Annotated in this window: 14 protein-coding genes; 13 read left to right on the top strand and 1 reads right to left on the bottom strand. The window is 69.7% G+C overall.

The window, feature by feature from the left end:
• The 13 genes from D7W82_RS14225 to D7W82_RS14165 form a co-directional block, all read left to right on the top strand.
• On the top strand, window positions 1–1179 hold a 1179-nt coding region (locus D7W82_RS14225; protein WP_147439336.1), incomplete at its 5' end, for an ABC transporter permease.
• Between the two features lie 2 nt (window positions 1180–1181).
• A complete protein-coding gene (locus tag D7W82_RS14220; protein WP_120618871.1) occupies window positions 1182–2306 on the top strand; it encodes an ABC transporter permease in 1125 nt (374 codons plus the stop codon).
• A gap of 34 nt (window positions 2307–2340) precedes the next feature.
• Entirely contained in the window at window positions 2341–3108 is a 768-nt protein-coding gene (locus tag D7W82_RS14215; RefSeq protein WP_120618870.1) for a hypothetical protein, read from the top strand.
• 108 nt (window positions 3109–3216) lie between these two features.
• The gene (locus D7W82_RS14210; RefSeq protein WP_120618874.1) at window positions 3217–4671 is read left to right on the top strand and encodes a hypothetical protein; all 1455 of its coding nucleotides are present in this window, start codon (window positions 3217–3219) and stop codon (window positions 4669–4671) included.
• Between the two features lie 65 nt (window positions 4672–4736).
• Window positions 4737–5651, top strand: a complete 915-nt coding sequence (locus D7W82_RS14205) for a class I SAM-dependent methyltransferase (RefSeq protein WP_120618869.1) — start codon at window positions 4737–4739, stop codon at window positions 5649–5651.
• Complete coding sequence (locus D7W82_RS14200) at window positions 5648–6172, top strand: hypothetical protein (RefSeq protein WP_147439335.1); 525 nt, start codon at window positions 5648–5650, stop codon at window positions 6170–6172. Before D7W82_RS14205 ends, D7W82_RS14200 begins: the two co-directional genes overlap by 4 nt.
• 86 nt (window positions 6173–6258) lie before the next feature.
• On the top strand, window positions 6259–7053 hold the full coding sequence (locus D7W82_RS14195; RefSeq protein ID WP_147439334.1) for a hypothetical protein: 795 nt from the start codon (window positions 6259–6261) through the stop codon (window positions 7051–7053).
• 162 nt (window positions 7054–7215) lie between these two features.
• Entirely contained in the window at window positions 7216–7437 is a 222-nt protein-coding gene (locus tag D7W82_RS14190) for a hypothetical protein (protein WP_120618866.1), read from the top strand.
• Window positions 7438–7481: 44 nt separating this feature from the next.
• Window positions 7482–7703: a hypothetical protein gene (locus D7W82_RS14185; RefSeq protein ID WP_120618865.1), complete on the top strand. Its 222-nt coding sequence runs from the start codon at window positions 7482–7484 to the stop codon at window positions 7701–7703.
• A gap of 51 nt (window positions 7704–7754) precedes the next feature.
• Window positions 7755–10739, top strand: coding sequence for a DUF1611 domain-containing protein (locus D7W82_RS14180; protein WP_120618864.1), 2985 nt, complete (start codon window positions 7755–7757; stop codon window positions 10737–10739).
• 17 nt (window positions 10740–10756) lie between these two features.
• Window positions 10757–12541, top strand: a complete 1785-nt coding sequence (locus D7W82_RS14175; RefSeq protein WP_158617662.1) for an ABC transporter ATP-binding protein — start codon at window positions 10757–10759, stop codon at window positions 12539–12541.
• A gap of 26 nt (window positions 12542–12567) precedes the next feature.
• Window positions 12568–12858 (top strand): hypothetical protein, encoded by a 291-nt coding sequence (locus tag D7W82_RS14170; protein WP_120618862.1) that lies wholly within the window; start codon window positions 12568–12570, stop codon window positions 12856–12858.
• Entirely contained in the window at window positions 12855–13553 is a 699-nt protein-coding gene (locus D7W82_RS14165) for a S8 family serine peptidase (protein WP_120618861.1), read from the top strand. The genes D7W82_RS14170 and D7W82_RS14165 overlap by 4 nt, the downstream gene beginning before the upstream one ends.
• Window positions 13554–13558: 5 nt before the next feature.
• On the opposite strand, the gene D7W82_RS14160 is transcribed toward D7W82_RS14165, so the two are convergent.
• Window positions 13559–16159, bottom strand: a complete 2601-nt coding sequence (locus D7W82_RS14160) for a carboxypeptidase regulatory-like domain-containing protein (protein WP_158617661.1) — start codon at window positions 16157–16159, stop codon at window positions 13559–13561.
• Window positions 16160–16162 lie beyond the last annotated feature (3 nt).

The raw sequence follows: 16162 nt of genomic DNA, 5'->3' as shown, positions 1-16162 counted from the left end.
AGACTCAGCCGGAGCCCGGCCGCGCCACGGGTGGACCGGGCCGGGCTCCGGCTGAGTCTGGGCCGGCTGCTCGCGTATGCCTCCAACGAGACCAGTCAGATCCTCCGCGACAAGGTCCGGCTGGCGTTCGCCTTCATCGGCTCCGCGGTGTTGATGCTCGTCTTCGGCTTCGGCATCACGACCGACGTCGAGAACATCCGCTATGCCGCGCTGGACCTGGACCAGTCGCCCGAGAGCCGCGCGTACCTGGAGCAGTTCAGCGCGGCGAAGCCCTACTTCGCCCCGACCCCTCCTGCCCAATCCGCGGACGAGGCGCTCCGCAGGCTCCAGTCCGACGACGTCTCCGTGGTGATGGAGATTCCGCCCCGCTTCGGCCTGGACCTCCGCCGGGGCTCCGGCCCCGATGTGCTGGCGCAGGTGGACGGCGCCATGACCTTCCGTGGCGACACCGTGGAGCAATACGTCCAGGGGGTCCACAACCGGATGCTCCGGGATCCCGCGAGCGGCTTCCACTCCGCCAGCGCGCGGAAGTCCACGGCCAACATCGAAGAGCGCTACCTCTACAACCCCACCTTCAAGAGCATCTACTCCATCGTGCCGAGCGTCCCGGCGCTGCTGCTGCTGCTCATCCCGGCCATCCTCATGACGGTCAGCATCGTGCGTGAGAAGGAGCTGGGGTCCATCATCAACTTCTACGTCACGCCCACGGGGCGGCTGGAGTACCTGCTCGGAAAGCAGCTGCCCTACGTGGCCATTGGAATGGCCAACTTCTTCATCCTGACCGCGCTGGCGCTGGTCGTCTTCGGCGTCCCCATCAAGGGCAGCTTCCTGACGTTGGTGGTCTGCGCGCTGTTCTACGTCACGGCGACGACAGGCATTGGGATGGTGACGTCCACCTTCACCGGCAGCCAGGTCGCGGCCGTCTTCGTCACGGCCATCCTGACCATCGTGCCGACCATCCAGTTCTCCGGCCTGCTGCAGCCGGTCTCCACGCTCCAGGGCGGGGCCAAGGTCGTCGGCTCCATCTGGCCGGCCACCTATTACATGCACGCCAGCCTGGGCGCCTTCACCAAGGGGTTGGGCGCGGGCCTCATCCTGAGGGACGTCGCCTTCCTGGCCGTGTGCGTTCCCCTCCTTCTGGCCATCAGCGTCCTCGGCCTGAGAAAGCAGGAGAAATAGCAGTGAACTCGCTGCTGAACATCCTGTGGCTCGGGCTCAAGGAGATCCGCAGCCTGCTCAGCGACGCGGTGCTGGTCGTGTTCGTCGTCTATGCGTTCACCCTGGCCATCTACGTCCAGGCCACGGGGACCTCCAGCGAGGTGAACAACGCCTCCATTGCCTTCGTCGACGAGGACGGGTCCGCGTTGTCCAAGGAGCTGCTCAACGCGTTCTATCCGCCCCGCTTCATGTCGCCGGAGGTCATCACCTCGGAGGACATCCAGCCGGACATGGACCGGGGCCGGTTCATGTTCGTCGTGGTGATTCCGCCGCGCTTCGAGCACGACCTGCGCGCGGGGCGCAACCCGGACGTCCAGCTGAACATCGACGCGACCGCCATGCAGCAGGCGGGCATCGGCTCCGGCTACATCAAGAACATCCTCAATGACCGCATCTCCTCCTTCCTCAAGCGCACGGAGGAGACGGGGCCGAAGCCCGTCAACCTGATTGTCCGCAAGCTCTTCAACCCCAACGGGGTGTCGTCCTGGTTCAAGAGCGTGGTGGCCATCATCAATCAAATCACCCTGCTGACGGTCGTCCTCACGGGCGCGGCGGTCATCCGCGAGCGCGAGCACGGAACGCTGGAGCACCTGCTGGTGATGCCGCTGACCTCGTTCGAGATCGCCATGGCGAAGGTCTGGGCCAACGGCCTCGTCATCCTCGTCGCGACCGGGGCTTCGCTGTTCCTGGTCGTGCACCTGGTGCTGAAGGTGCCGTTCGCCGGCTCGGTGGTGCTGTGGTTCGTGGGCGTCGTGCTCTACCTGTTCTTCGCCACGGCGCTCGGCATCTTCCTGGGGACCATCTCCCGCTCGATGGCGCAGTTCGCGCTGCTCATCATCCTGGTGGTCCTGGTGCTGATGCTGCTCTCGGGCGGCAGCACGCCCGTGGAGAGCCAGCCGAAGTGGCTGCAATACGTCACGTACCTGCTGCCGGCCCGGCACTTCGTCAGCTTCTCGCAGGTCATCATCTACCGAGGCGGAGGGCTGTGGGCCGTCTGGCGCCAGTTCCTGATGGTGAGCGCGGTGGGCGTGGGGTTCTTCGTCTACAGCCTGGCGCTGTTCCGCAAGTCCATCGCGGTGAGCAAGTAGGGCCGGGCGCGCGGAGGCTCTATCCTGTCCCGCGATGCCATTTCTGCCCCGCCTCCACCTCTTCGAGTTCCTCGACCAGTCCTGGCTGCCCGCGCCGCTGCGCCGGGGCGAGGTCGACTACCTGCACGTCGTGCTCGACAAGACGCGCCCCTATGACGGCATGGCGACGCAGCTGGCGGCGCTGCTGCGCATGGCCGGCACGAACCAGATTGTCGACCTCTGCTCCGGCACCGGCGGTCCGTGGCGCACCCTGCTCCCGGTGCTCCAGAAGCAGAACGCCGAGGCCGAGGTGCTGCTCACCGACCTCCACCCCACCCCTGGACTGGAGCTGCCTCCGGGCGCGCACTACCGCGACACGCCGGTGGACGCCACGCGCGTCCCCGAGGAGCTGACGGGCGTGCGGACCCTCTTCGAGGCATTGCACCACCTCCGCCCGCCGCAGGTCCGCGCCCTCCTGGAGGACGCCGTCGCGCGCCGGGTCCCCGTCGCCGCCTTCGAGCTCACGCAGCGCTCACCGCTCTACATCCTCTTCCAGCTGCTGCTCGTCATCCCCCTGGTGTGGGGCTTCACCCCGCTCATCCGCCCCAGGCGCTGGTGGCGATGGCTGCTCACCTACCTGGTGCCCATCATCCCCCTGCTCGTCCTCTGGGATGGCGTGGTGTCGTCGCTGCGGACCTACGCGCCGGAGGACCTGGAGAAGCTGACGGCGGGGCTCGACGCGAATGGGTACACCTGGCACACGGGCGTCCACCGCGCGCGGGGAATGGCCATCACCTACCTCATCGGGCAGCCCGGCGAATAAGGGGCGCCCCGCCCCGGCCTCGCGACACTCCCACCTCCTTGGGGGCCCCCTTGGAAGGCAAAGCCGTGCACCCCACCCTCCGCGTTTCCTGGACCGGGAGGCGTGGACATGCATGCAAGGAATTGGGGTGCCCTGCTGGGGTTGGGCCTGGCAGGGGTGGTGGGCTGTGGGGGATTGCCGGAGGCGGTGGAGGACGGCTCCCGCGAGGTGACCGCCCAGGCGTGCCCACCGGGAGTGGCGGCCCGGGTGGCGACCATCATGCCCTCGGCTTCCGCGGGCTTCATGGGGGAGCTCACGAACGTCCAGGGCACCCTCTACTTCGTCACCTCGGGCTTCGACGCCGGGTCGGTCCTGTGGCGCAGCGACGGCACGGAGGCAGGAACCGTCCAGGTGAAGGTGTTTCCGGGGCCCCCCGGCGTCTATCAGCCCCAGAACCTCGTCGCGGTGGGCAACAAGCTCTTCTTCCAGACCCGTACCGACACCACCGGCATGGAGCTGTGGAGCAGCAACGGGACGGAGGCGGGGACCCGGCTGGTCAAGGACATCACCCCGGGCGCGGAAGGCTCCGTGATGACCAACGCCACGGAGCTCAATGGCCGCCTGGTGTTCTTCCGCTGGGTGCCCGTGCCGGGAGACGGGGCCCGGCCGGAGCTGTGGCGGTCCGATGGCACGGCGGCCGGCACGCTGAGGGTGAAGGACTTCGGCGGACTCACGAACCTGGGCTACTACACGTTGAAGGCTGGCAACGCGTTGCTCTTCATCTTCTCCGAGGACACGGGCACCACGCTGTGGCGCACCGACGGCACGCACGCCGGGACGACCTCCGTCAAGCGGCTGGACGCGGGGAACGCCTACCTGTCCGGGGTGAGCAGCCCGGGTGAGCCGCCGTTGTTCATCCTGGAGGACGGCCCCAACTCCGAGGTCTGGAAGACGAATGGCACCGCCGCGGGGACCGTTCGCCTGGAGGCCTTCGGCAGGCGCGTGCACCTGCTCGGGACGCTGGGCGCGTATGTCTATCTGACGTCCGTGGACAACCCGGTGACGAAGCGGCTGCGCATCGACCGGCTCTCACTGAGCGGCGGCGGCAAGACGGGGATCACCACCCTGCCCAACCCCTACGCATCCGACGAGTACGCGTATCCCGCCGTGCGGTCGTCCGTGGTCTCCGGCGGCGACATCTATTTCTTCGTGAGCATCGGAAGCGATGCCCCCGTGTCCAGGGACGTAGCGCTGTGGGCGACGAATGGCACCGCCGAGGGGACCCGCCAGCTCTTCGACAATCCCAATGTGGAGTACGGGTACCGCTACCCGCTGTTCGCCACCGGCAAGGGCCAGGTCCTGTTCGGCGGCGCGCCGGACCCCCTCGGGCCCGTCTTCCCCTACTTCACCCGGGGCTCCGTGGCGACGCAGGGCCGGCTGGCGGACATCCAATTTCCGGGCTCGTTCACCCGCGTGGGGCATCGCATCTTCTTCACCGGCGTCACCGACGCCGACGAGGGCCAGCTGTGGTCCGTGCCGGCCCACTTCAGCTGCCCGCCCGGGCTGACCGGAGCAAGGGAGTAGGTAGGGCCGACGCCGGGGCGCTGAGCCGCCCCGGCGTTGAGGTACACTCCGGCGCACTCGCTGGAATGCCCTCCGACCTGCTGGAAATCTCAGACCTCATCGTCGACTACGACGTCGCGACGCTCCAGCCGCGTCCGGTGTCCCGGTCAGCGGTGGTGGCGCGGCTGATGGCCAATGGGCAGCGCTCCGCCGCGCGGCTCGTGCAGCGGCTTCCCGCGTCCAACGACACGCTCGACTTCGAGGCCTGCAGCCTGGCCCTGCTGCGCTCCCACATCGAGCTGCAGCGGCTGAGCGAGGAGTTCCTCCAGGCGGACCGCATCCGCTGCGTGCTGCTGCCCCTGTTGCAGGCGCTGCGTGAGTCCGGCGTGAAGCCTCCGCTGCGCATCGTCGATGTCGGCTGCGGGCTCGGCTACGCCGTCCGCTCGCTCGCGGCCCATGGGCGGCTGGGGCGCGACGTTGAACTCATCGGCTGTGACATGAACGTGACGCTGATCGAGAACGCCCGGCGGCTCGCGGAAGAGGAATCCCTCTCATGCGAGCTCCGGGTGGCGAACGCGTTCCAGTTGGAGCAGCCCGGCCACATCTACATCTCCACGGGCGTCCTGCATCACTTCCGTGGCAACGACCTGAACGCCTTCTTCGCCGGCCAGCGGCAGGGGCATGCGTTCGTGCACTACGACATCCAGCACTCGGTGCTCTCGCCCTGGGGTTCGTGGATGTTCCACCAGGCCCGCATGCGGGAGCCGCTCGCGCGCCACGATGGCGTGGTCTCCGCGCGGCGTGCCCATCCCACGGAGACGCTGCTGCCGGCGGCCCGGTCCGCCACGGGGTTCACCTGCGCGTCCCTGGACGGGGCCCGCAACCTCCTGGGCGCCATGCTCCGGCCCATGACCGCCACGGTGGGAACGCGCGCGGAGCTGTGGGAGCCGCTCCAGCGCCACCTGGGCCCGCTGCGCTCACGGCTGGGACCCACTTCATGAACGCCGCCCTTCCGATGCTGCTCGCCCTGCTCTCCGTCACCGACGCCGCGTTCTGCGGCTTCCGGGTGGCCGCGGGCCGGGATGCCCGCGTCTTCAAGGCCGACTACTACCGGGCCGCCGTCCGCCGGGGGATGGGGCGGGGACTCTTCACGACCGCGCTGGTGGGTGCCGGGATCGCCGGGGCCTGCCTGTTCTCACCGGGCCTGTTCCCCCAGCTGCTCGTCTGCGCCCAGGCGATCCTCTGGGTGCTGCTGCCCTACGCGACGCTGACGCTGATGGGCATGGGCGTCTGGGCCGCCGCGGAGGCCGACGTGCGGACGCTGGCGAGCGTGGTGGTCATGGGGCCGTTCACGCTGCTCCGCCCCTGGGTCATCGCCACGGCGGCTGTCGTTGGCGCGTGGAAGGCGCCGGGCGTCACGGCCGCGCTCGTCACCGTCGCGGCGTGCGGCGTCCAGCTCGCGCTCGAACCCTGGCTGAACGTCGGCATGCGGCCCCGGATGCCTCTCGTTCGCAACGGGTAGGAACCCACCCTCACGGGGCGTACGTTACCGGCGGCCCCTCCAATCCATTACCTTCACATCCTCGCCTGATGGCAGAGGGGGAATGGATGGATTGGTCCAGCGTGCTGGGCAGTGCATTGATCGGTGCCGTGGCGGGAGGTGTCGTGGGACTCCTGGGCCGCGTGTTGAAATTGGGGAAGAACGTCTCGGTGGCGCTCGTCACCGTGGCGGCGTTGAGCTCGTCCATGGGCTGGCGCGCATACCAACAACGGCGGCCCGTGGACTACGACAGCATGGTGGAGGCGCTCATCGCGAACGAGTCCAGCGGTGGCCTGGATCGCTATCTGCGGCAATGGGCCCTGGCCACGAAGGACCACCCCGAAATCCGGCAGTGGTTCGAAGTCACTCCCACCATGAATCGCCAGGAGCGGCAACAGCAGTCCATTCAGCTGGCGCAGGCCGGACTGCGCCGGCTCTCCGACCGGATCCTGATACAGCGGGCAGAAGCCCTCTCTCATATCGTGGACCTGGCCGACGAGAAGGACTGCGCCGCGTTCGGCCGTGGCAACGTCACGGATGCAGGACTGAGCCGGATCTTCAGCATCATGGATGACGAGGCACTCGGTCGCATCAGCGTCATCGCGGCCAGTGCCCTGGCAGCGGAGCTGCGGCAGGCTCCCCTGTCCCGGCAGGCCATGGCGACCGACGTGGAACAGGCCTTCGTCGAGATCAGCATCCGTGTCGGCAATGAGGACACACAGCGGCTGGCCAACAACCTGCAGCGGATGAGCACGCTCGCCGATGAAGAGGCCTGTTGGACGACCCGGATCCTCTACAAGCAGATCGCGACCCTCCGGGGCCGCAACCAGGACGCGCTGGCCCTGGCGCTCGTCAGCAACTGAGCCGGGGGATGCCGGGGTTCCCGTGACACCGTGAAACAGGAAAGCGCGCGTCTTTCCTGACACTTCCGGGGACCCTGCCCTGCCCTGTCTTGCCCGCTCCTCCGTCCCTTCCTAGGATTCAGGGCTCCGCTGATCTCCCCCTCATCACCTGGAGTCCTCACCATGCGGTACACGCGCAAGAACATCTCCGAGCTGCTTGGCACCGTGCAGGGCAACCCCGACGTGGTGGGCTTCTGGACGTCCACCATCGGCGGCTACACGTACAACATCACCCCGTCGGCGGGCGGCAACATCCTCCAGGACATCTACAACCCGAATCACCGGATTTGTGAGGACGGCGGCCAGGTCGTCTTCGAGGACCGCGCCCAGGTGGGCTGCTACTAGCGCCCCCCTTCGCCGTTTCCCCACGCCACACCCGGAGCACTCCCATGCGTTACACGCGCAAGAACGTCAGTGACCTGTTGAACGCGGTGCAGGGCAGCCCGGATGTCCAGGGCTTCGGCACCTCCACCTTCGCCGGCTCCACCTGGAACCTGGTGCCCTCCTTCGGCGGCGGCGCTGTCTGGCAGAACTACTGGACCTACCAGTGGACCTGCGAGGACGGCGGCTCCGTCACCGCCGAGGACCGCTCCACGTTCGGCTGCTACTAGCCCCGCGGTCCGCAGTGCCTCCCCCGCTTCCCCCCGTCTCGCGGTCCCCTCATGAACACGCGCCTCACCCTGATCCTCAACACCCACATGCCGCAGGTGTTGGGCGAGGGGCCCCTCTTCGATGAGCCGGAGAACTGGCTCTTCGAAGCGCTGACGGAGACGTACATCCCGCTGTTCCGGATGTTGGAGCGCTGGGACGCCCAGCGCTTCGCCGGCACGCTGGTGATGTCCTTCACCCCGTGCCTCTTCGAGCAGCTCGTCGCCTGCGAGGAGCGCTACACCGGCTACCTCCAGCTGCTGAAGCGCATCGCCACGCGCGAGATGGAGCGCACGTCGCGGTTGGACCTCTACAACCGCTACGAGAAGTACCCCCAATCCCTGTCGGGCGAGGCGCTCGCGCGGGTGCACCGCACCGCGGGCATGTACCTGCGCCGCGTGGAGGACAGCCTCGCGTTCCTCCAGCAGCACAGCCTGCGGGACGTGTTCGCCTCGCTGGGGCGCTCGCGGCCGTCCAACGTGCAGCTGTGGACCTCCACGCCGCAGCACAACTTCCTGCCCTTCTTCCAGCCCGCCGTCGCGGACCGGCTGGTGGCGCGGGGCGTGGAGTCCTTCCAGGACACCTTCGGCCGCGAACCGGACGGCCTCTGGCTGCCCGAGTGCGCCTTCCAGCCAGGGCTGGAGCGCGTGCTCAAGCGCCATGGCATCCGCCGCACCGCGCTCAGCCTGACAGGCATTGGCGCGTCCCAGGCCCAGGACCCCAGCGGCGTGTTCCGCCACGAGGACCTGGAGGTGCTAGTCCACGACTACCGAATCGGGCTGCACCTGTGGAAGTCGCCCGAGTCCACGTTCCCCGCGCACCCGGTGTACCGCGAGTTCTTCCGGGACGTGGGCTTCGACCTGCGGCCTGAATACTTCGAGGAGCTGGGCGTGCCCGTGCCCGCGAACAAGCGGGGGCACGTGTGGACGGGCCTCAAGTACCAGGCGGTGACGGGCCAGAAGGTCGACCTGGGTCAGAAGGCGCTCTACGACGTGGAGGCAGCCCACTCCCAGGTGAAGCACCACGTGCGCGAGTTCTGGGAGCTCTTGGACTCACGCCGCGCGCTCGTGCAGGACGGGCAGACGTTCGTGCTCGCGTTCGACACGGAGCTGTTCGGCCACTGGTGGCATGAAGGCATCGACTGGCTGGAGGGCGTCATGCAGCCCGCCGCGCCCGTCGAAATCCAGGCCGCCACGCCACCGCCCGAGCCGCCGTCGCTGCCCCGGCTCTACTATTCGACGTGGGGGCGCGACTTCTACAGCGAGCACTGGCTGACGCCGGGCAACGCGTGGATGTACGCGCTCATCAAGCTGGTGGAGGCGCAGCTGCCGGAGCCCGTGGACGCGGAGACGCGCGAGACGTGGCGCCGCTTCGAGGTCTTCAGCGGCAGCGACCTGCTCTTCATGATTCCGGACCCGACACAGCGGGACCGGGCACGGGCGCTGTTCCTCGCGCGCTATGCGGACGTCGTGTCGCGGCTGAAGGACTTCTCCTCGGAGCTGCTCACGTCCTTCCCGGTGGACCCCTTCAAGTGCGTGCTCATCCAGGTGAGCAAGGCCGGTGGGCAGGAGCAGCCGCCGTTCCTCCTGCGCCGGCTGTCGCTGGAGGGCGTGAACACCGGGGCGCGCCGGGAGCTGACGTTGGACGCGGAGGTGCTGGAGGTCGCGGGCCTGCGCGTCGCGTTCCAGTACTTCCTGCTGCACCCGCAGGGCCGCTACGCGCTGCGCGTGGAGGGCTCCGAGCGCGAGCACGTCTTCCAGATGCCGGACTACGGCGTGCCGCTGCTCATCGCGCCGGACACGCGCACCTATCCCAAGTACGACCCGGAGGTGCTGTACCGGAAGCTGGGTGAAATCTGGGAGGGCGACCAGCGGCTGCCCCTGAAGATGAACCCCACGCTGCGCAGCCGCCACATGTACACGCGCGCGCAGGTGATGGAGGTGCTCGCGGGCAAGCGGACCGCCGTCTTCAAGTACAACAAGGAAGGCTACGCGCTCCTGCGCTTCCGAGACCGGAGCCCGGCCCCGGCGTGCGTCGTCTTCGACGACACGGTGACGCTCAGCGACGCGGGCACGTACATCCAGGCCGGTGAGCTGTCCGTGCCCGTGGTGAACGACCCGGCGGCCATCGCGAGCCATGACTTCGACGCGGTCGTGTTCACCTGCTCGCTCAACTTCGAGACGGAGGTGCCGCACGTCCGCGCGCTGCTGGAGGTGGCCACGCGCAGGCGGCTGCCGGTGGTGTCGCTGTACGACGACATCCTCTATTACGACCTCTTCGACGGGCTGGAGCCGGACCCCGAGCTGTTCTTCCGCGTGGCGGTGCCGGAGCAGGACGCGCTCGCGAAGCCGGCCCTGGAGGACTACGGCCCACGCAACCTGCTGGGCGTCTTCGGCACGGACACGGTGCAGGGCAAGTTCACCACGCAGGTCTACCTGCGCGAGGCGCTGGCGAAGCACGTGCGCGTGCGCCACCACGCCACGGAGCCCACGGGCATCCTGCTGGGCTCGGACACGGGCTACTCGCGCGTGCTGCGCGTGGAGGGCCCGCAGCGGCTGGCGTTCGAGCGGCGGCTCATGGCGGACCTGGCGAAGGACTGCGACCTGGTCATCACCGGCGGGCAGAACGGCCTGCTCTATGTGCCCCAGGGGCAGGACCGCCGGGCCAACGCCTCCACGCACATCTACGAGACGTTCCTGCCGCGCCTGGTGGTGCTGACCGTGGCGGTGGACACGAAGCCCGAGGACGTCATCGCGACGCGCGAGTACGTGGAGTCGCTGGCCCGCGAGCACCACGTGCCCTGCACGGTGGTGGGCCTGGCGATGATGGGCGGACGCAAGCTCTTGGGCAGCCGCTGGACGGAGACGTGGTTCCTGGGCGTCCGGGATGAAGTCCTGGAGGAGGCGCGGCGGAAGATGGAGCAGCACACCGGCCTGCGGGTCCACGCCATCCCGGAGGAAGTGGACGCGCTGGCGCGGAGCGTGCTCACGCACCTGTGATGGAAGCGGGCGGCGCGATGCGGACAGAAGGGGCTCCCGGGCTGCGGCAGTCGGCGCGCTATCTCGCCGCGCTGCTGCGGCTCTTGCGTCCCGCGTGGGGCTCGCTCGTCAGGAGCGCGCTCCTGGGCCCGGTCATCGCCGCGCTCCTGCTCATCCCGCCCTTCCTCACGCGGCTGCTGTTCGACCACGTGTCGACCCCGCAGGACCTGGGGCTGTTGCACGTGCTGGTGCTGAGCATCCTCGCCGCGTCGGTGGCGGCGGCGCTCGCGGAGTCGCTGTTCGGCTACTACTCCTCGTACCTCACGGTGAAGCTGGAGAGCTCCGCCGCGCTCTACCTCTTCAACCATCTACAGCACCTGCCGGACCGCTTCTTCTCCCGGCGCCAGGTGGGAGAGCTCACCAGCCGCTTCGACGACGCGAAGGCCGGCATGGCGCTGGTGCTGGGGCTCATCCGGCTGGTCTTCTCACAGCTCACCTTCCTGGTCGTCATCCCCTTCACCCTGGCGTCGCTGCACTGGGAGCTGGCGCTCGCGGCCGTGGCCACGCTGCCCTTCGTGGTGGCGGTGCCGCTGCTCATCGGCCGCGCCATGGGGCTCGCGTGGCAGGAGGTGATGGGCGTGCACGGCGCCCTCCAGGCGCTCCAGGTGGAGACGCTGCGACAGAGCCGCACGACGAAGGTGCTCGCGCTGGAGCCGTTCATCTACCAGCGCGCCGCGGGGCTCATGCAGTCCGTGCTGCGGGCGCACCTCAAGGCCCATGGAGTGGAGGGGCTGCTGCGCCTGTTCGAGCGCACGGTGGAGGCCGCGCAGACGGCGCTGTTCACCTGGCTGGGCTGGAGGCTCATCCTCCAGGGGAAGCTGACGCTGGGCGGCTTCGTGGCCTTCGTGGCCTATGCCGCGTACCTGCGCGGGCCGGTCATCGAGGTCATCGGCTTCGTCACCGGCCTGCAGCAGCGCGGGGTCCACCTGCGCCGCTTCTTCGAGTACCTGCACGAGACGCCGGAGCAGGACCCGGCCCGCTCGCTGACGCCGCCGGCGCCGGTGACACAGCGGCTCTCCGGCGGGGTGGAGCTGGAGGACGTGTCCTTCGGCTACCTGCCCGGGCAGGACGTGCTGCGCGAGGTGAGCGCGCGCATCCAGCCCGGTACGGTGGTGACCATCGTCGGCTCCAGCGGCTCCGGGAAGACGACGCTCGCGCGGATGCTGACGCGGCTGGAGGAGCCGGGCCGGGGGCGCGTGCTGTTCGACGGGCAGGACGCGCGGACGCTGGAGCTGTCCGACCTGCGCCGGCAGCTCGCGGTGGTGTGGCAGGACGTGGAGCTGTACCACGGCACCGTGCGAGACAACCTCACCCTGGGGCTCCCCGCCGTGAGCGATGAGGACCTGCGGCAGGCCGTGCGGCTGTGCGCGCTGGAGCCCGTCCTCGACGCGCTGCCGCAGGGCTTCGACACGCCGGTGGCCGAGGCGGGCGCGAGCCTCTCCGGAGGACAGCGGCAGCGGCTGGCGCTGGCCCGGGCGGTCTTGCGCGACGCGCCGGTGTTGCTGCTGGACGAAGCCACCTCGCAGCTCGACGTGGAGACGGAGTCCGCCATCGTGCGGGCGCTGCTCGCGCGGGCCCGGGAGCGCGGCCAGACGGTGCTGTTCATCACGCACCGGCTGGCCAACACGCCCCTGGCCGACGAGGTGTGGATGCTCGCGGGAGGCCGGCTGGTGGGCCAGGGAACGCACGCGGAGCTGCTCGCGCGCTGCGCTCCCTATCAGCGGCTGTTCCGTGCGGGCATGGGCGAGGCGGACGCCGCCTGACGCGGCGTAAAGGAAGGGTCCCGGTCATGGCGAACGAGCTCACACGCCCCACCGCGCAGCCGCTGCCCTCGCGGCTGCCCATCCTGGAGGACCCGGACCACGCCGGCCTCTTCGTCGTGCGGCGGATTGGCACGCTCACGTTGCTGCTCGTCCTGATGTTGGGCGCGGGGATGGTGCTCGCGGGGTCGCTCGTGCACCTGACCGTGTCCGTTCCGGACGCCGTCCCGCCCCGCACGGAGTCCGTGTCGCTGGGCACCTATGTGTTCAGACAGTTGAAGCTCTGGAGCCCTTCGCGGCCGGGAGGCGCCTCGCCGTGAAGAAGGTGGGCATCATCGACAGCGGCGTGGAGGTGGCCTTCCTGCGCGAGCACGGGATGCACCTCGCCGGGGCGGCATCCTTCTCGCTCGACCTGGAAGCGCAGGTGCTGGAGGCGCGCGCCTACGAACGGGAGGAGCTGGAGGCGTGGCGGGACGGCACGGGCACGCTGGACCTGGAGGACACGCATGGGCACGGCACGGCCGTCCTGAGCATCCTCCACGACCAGGTCCGCCCCTGGCCGGACGTGGAGGTCTACGTCGCCCGCGTCCTCGACCGGAACAGCCGCGGACACTCGCTGTGCCTGGTGGAGGCGATGGGGTGGATGCTCGATGAGGTGGGCGTGGACGTGCTCAACCTGAGCCTGGGCACGCCCCACCGCGCGCTGGAGGCGTCCATGCGGGAGCTCACGGACCGCGCGGTGGCCCGGGGCGCCATCATCGCCTCCTCCGCGGGCGGGATGCCTACCCTGCCCGCGCAGCTGGAGTCGGTGGTGTCCGTGGGGGACCCCGCCCTCATGGAGCGCGTGGGCGCGGACGTGAAGGTGGACCACGTCGTGAAGGAGCGGGAGGTGAAGCTCTACATGGGCGGCCACTGGATGCAGGTGCCCATGACGACCAGCTTCGCCTGCGCGGTAGCGGTGGCCGAGGTGCTGCGCGACGGACCTCCCCCGGGCTGGCGGCGCAAGGCGGGCTGAGCGCCTCACGGCGTGGGCTGAGCCACCTCCAGGGTGACGTCACCCAGGTCCAGCTCATCGCCTTCCTTCAGCTTCAGCGGCCGGCGCAGCCGTCCCTGGGACGGGCCGCCCTGGATGATGAGGACGCGCTCACCCGCGCGCACGCCACGGATGAGGAAGCGGCCTTCCTCGTTGGAGGGCTGCGCCAGGGAGGCCTGCTCACCCTCGATGAACATGAACGCGTTGGGGACGGGCGCCTTCGTGGTCGCGCTCAACACGCGGCCTCGCACGGAGGCAGGCGCCGACACGGAGAGCTCCACTTCGAGCACCGCGCCCGTGCCGGGAGACACCAGGGCCTCGCCGACGGAGCCGTCCACCGTGCGCGCCATCAGCTTCACGGGCTCGGGCGGAACGTCGCGCAGCTCGAAGCGGTCGCCGGAGAACTCGAAGGGCCCCGTGCCTTTGGGGAGGAAGCCCTTCTGGAGCTGGAGCGCCAGGGTGAAGCCCCGGACGGGTTCGCCCTTGCGCACCACGCGGCCACGGAGGAAGGCCGAGGGCCGCAGCCGCACGACCACGTCCTGGCCGGCGGTGACGGGCACGGCCTCGCTCGAGCGTCCACCGTTGCGCGCGATCAGCAGCACCCGGCGCGTGGGAGAGCCTCCTCCACGAGAGAGGGGAATGGCGAAGCGTCCCTCTTCATCCGTGGGCGTCATCGACAGGGGAACGCCCTGCCCCTCTACCGCCGTGAGGGTGACGACAGCGCCGGGAGAGGGCGAGCCATCCGGCTCCAGGACGACGCCCCGGTATTCGTTCACGTCGCGCGTCTCCTCCCAGATGAACTCGACCTGGGTCGTCCGCCCCGCCTCCACGCGCACGTGCTCCCGCTGGCCCTGGACGAAGCGTCCGCGCGCCATGAGCAGCAGCGTGTAGCCGCCCGAGGGAAGCACCATCCGGAGTCCGCCGTCCGCGTTGACGACGACATGGCCCACGCCCGGCGCCGGGCCTTCCACGTCATCCGCCAGGGCCGTCACCTCCAGCGTCACGTCCGGCAACGAGCCCCGGGCCGCGCGCACCCGGACCTCCACCGTGCCCGTGCCATCCAACGTGAAGTCCGCCCGGGTCGTGCGGTCCGCCTCCACGACAACGCTCTGGCGGATGCCGACCGTCGACCCCTCGTGGCTCGCGGAGAGCGACAGGTTGCCCGTGGCGAGCCCGTCGAACCGGTAGCGGCCATCGGCGTCGGTGCGGAGTTCCATGGGATGGGCATCCCGTTCGTTGGGCCAGACGTTGATGCCCGAGACACGGGCCGCCGCCACTGGCGCGCCACTCCTGTCGCGCACCTGGCCCTCCACCGAACCGGTGCGGGAGAGCTTGAACTCCACCGGGAAGCGTTCGCCCTGGGCGACCGTCAGCCCCGTGCGCGTGGCGGGCGAGTGATTGAGGGCCGTGACCTTCGCGTCGTACCTGCCGGGCGCGAGTCCTCGCACGAGGAATCGCCCCTCCGCGTCCGACACGGCGACGCCGGGGCCCCCGTCCTCGCCCGAAGGCGTGACGTCGACGCGCGCGTCTGGCACGGGTTCCCCCGAGGACGCCTCCACGACGCGGCCTTCCAGCACGGCGCCCGGTCCCAACTGGATGCGCACATCGCGCACGGTGCTGCCCGCGGCACAGAGGACCGGCAGATCGAGCGCCCCGGTCTCCTCGCCGCGCCGCGCGGACAACGGATGGGAGCCGGGCTCCACCTCCACGGAGAAGCCGCCCTGCGTGCCCGTCGTCACGACCTGGGAGGGATTGCCGCCCACCCGCACCTCGGCGTCCGCGGCGGGCAGGCCCTTCGAGTCCACGACGAAGCCCTCGATGACGCTGGCCAGCCGGAGCGCCAGCGTCAGCGGGCCGTCCGTGGGAATGCGCAGGCGGTTCAGAACCACGCGCGCATAGCCAGGCGCGCGGGCCTCCAGCAGATAGGTGCCCGGGGCAAGGCCGTCGATGCGGAAGCTCCCCCGCTCATCGCTCGTGGCATAGATGCGCTCATCGTCGGGGGCCTCCGCGCGTTGCCAGACCTCCAGCTCGCGAGCGTGCGCGGTGAGGACGACCTCCACGAGCGGTAGCGGTTCATTCGATCCGCGCACCACCGTGCGGCCCGTGAGGGATTGCGCGGGCTCCAGGGAGATGCGCAGCGCCGTGCGCGACTCACCCAGCGGGCGGACCACGTCGCGCAGCAGCGGGGCCCGGTCCGGGGCGCGCACCGCCACCAGATAGCGGCCAGGACCCGCGGCGAGACGGACATGTCCCGTCGGATCCGTGAGGCCGGAGCCCGTCAGCGTCCATGCGGACGCCCGTGCGCCCGGTGCATAGAGCCGCACGGTGGTTCCGGCCGAAGGCTTCCCGCCCGCGAGCACCTCCACGTCCAGGATGCCATCGGCCTCATTCGGGGACTGCGACGTCGGGAGCCCCTCCACAGGGCCGGAGCGTTCCGGTATGGGCGCGAGGTTCGCGGGGCGCTTCCGCGTCAGTGTGGCTTCCGCGTTGCCCTCCGGCGCGGCCGGTCCTCCGGAGCGCAGCGCGAGGAACAGCATGAGGCCGCACGCGACCAGGAGCACCACCCCACCGATGAGCCACCTGCGCATGAC

Source organism: Corallococcus sp. CA049B (assembly GCF_003611685.1).
Classification (GTDB): Bacteria; Myxococcota; Myxococcia; order Myxococcales; family Myxococcaceae; genus Corallococcus; species Corallococcus coralloides.
This window is presented reverse-complemented; position numbering and strand designations above follow the sequence as displayed.

What these genes read in the sequence shown, in the direction of transcription:
- D7W82_RS14215 (WP_120618870.1), top strand. Translation starts at nt 2,341, where the DNA reads ATGCCATTTCTGCCCCGCCTCCACCTCTTCGAGTTCCTCGACCAGTCC.
- D7W82_RS14210 (WP_120618874.1), top strand. Translation starts at nt 3,217, where the DNA reads ATGCATGCAAGGAATTGGGGTGCCCTGCTGGGGTTGGGCCTGGCAGGG.
- D7W82_RS14205 (WP_120618869.1), top strand. Translation starts at nt 4,737, where the DNA reads ATGCCCTCCGACCTGCTGGAAATCTCAGACCTCATCGTCGACTACGAC.
- D7W82_RS14200 (WP_147439335.1), top strand. Translation starts at nt 5,648, where the DNA reads ATGAACGCCGCCCTTCCGATGCTGCTCGCCCTGCTCTCCGTCACCGAC.
- D7W82_RS14195 (WP_147439334.1), top strand. Translation starts at nt 6,259, where the DNA reads ATGGATTGGTCCAGCGTGCTGGGCAGTGCATTGATCGGTGCCGTGGCG.
- D7W82_RS14190 (WP_120618866.1), top strand. Translation starts at nt 7,216, where the DNA reads ATGCGGTACACGCGCAAGAACATCTCCGAGCTGCTTGGCACCGTGCAG.
- D7W82_RS14185 (WP_120618865.1), top strand. Translation starts at nt 7,482, where the DNA reads ATGCGTTACACGCGCAAGAACGTCAGTGACCTGTTGAACGCGGTGCAG.
- D7W82_RS14180 (WP_120618864.1), top strand. Translation starts at nt 7,755, where the DNA reads ATGAACACGCGCCTCACCCTGATCCTCAACACCCACATGCCGCAGGTG.
- D7W82_RS14175 (WP_158617662.1), top strand. Translation starts at nt 10,757, where the DNA reads ATGCGGACAGAAGGGGCTCCCGGGCTGCGGCAGTCGGCGCGCTATCTC.
- D7W82_RS14170 (WP_120618862.1), top strand. Translation starts at nt 12,568, where the DNA reads ATGGCGAACGAGCTCACACGCCCCACCGCGCAGCCGCTGCCCTCGCGG.
- D7W82_RS14160 (WP_158617661.1), bottom strand. Translation starts at nt 16,159, where the DNA reads ATGCGCAGGTGGCTCATCGGTGGGGTGGTGCTCCTGGTCGCGTGCGGC.